The following is a 581-nucleotide window of genomic DNA, read 5'->3' as shown; positions in this document are numbered from 1 at the left end:
AACATAACCAGTTGAAAATTTACTATTACCTTTTGGAGTTTTATAAGTATAAGAATAAGTTACATCTTGAACCTTTGAACCAGTCTGCGTAGTAGTTTCTACAACATCAACATCAATAATACTTTGATCAGGCGTAACAATATTACCTTTGTAGGTTGCTTTATTGCCAGTATTGCTGGTTTGCTTAATTGTCATCGGCAAATTAGGAGTAGGCTTATCAGAAGCCTTAAGCATAGTATTTAGATCATAATCAAGATTTATATTTTTAACTTGATTAGGAACAGTTATTTCTTTTGTGGGGATAGGCTTAGACATATCCTTTAGCTTTGCGGTAACAACAGTATTGTTTTCAATTTTAGAAACCGAAGCGTCTTTGGGTAAATCAAATTTTCTTAAATTTGGAGAAACATCGGCTAGTTTTTGTGGAGATTTTATAATATTTGATGAAGTTGAAGCAGCAGGATCAATCTTGCCAGTTTTTCTAAAGGTATTATTTAAAGCAATAGCGGAATCATCAACTGGCTTAAAATCAAAAACTGGCTCAGGGCCAGCCTTAGTAGCTTTAATATCAACTATTTGGG

General features: G+C 33.2%; 1 protein-coding gene. It reads right to left on the bottom strand.

Annotation, left to right across the window (positions count from 1 at the left end; genetic code table 11):
- On the bottom strand, nt 1-581 hold a 581-nt coding region (locus CYP51_RS05280; RefSeq protein ID WP_180997736.1), incomplete at both ends, for a hypothetical protein.

The sequence above is a fragment of the Campylobacter concisus genome, assembly GCF_002912895.1.
Lineage (GTDB): Bacteria > Campylobacterota > Campylobacteria > Campylobacterales > Campylobacteraceae > Campylobacter_A > Campylobacter_A concisus_G.
The sequence above is the reverse complement of the archived record's forward strand: the minus strand, read 5'-3'. Positions and strand labels throughout refer to the sequence as shown.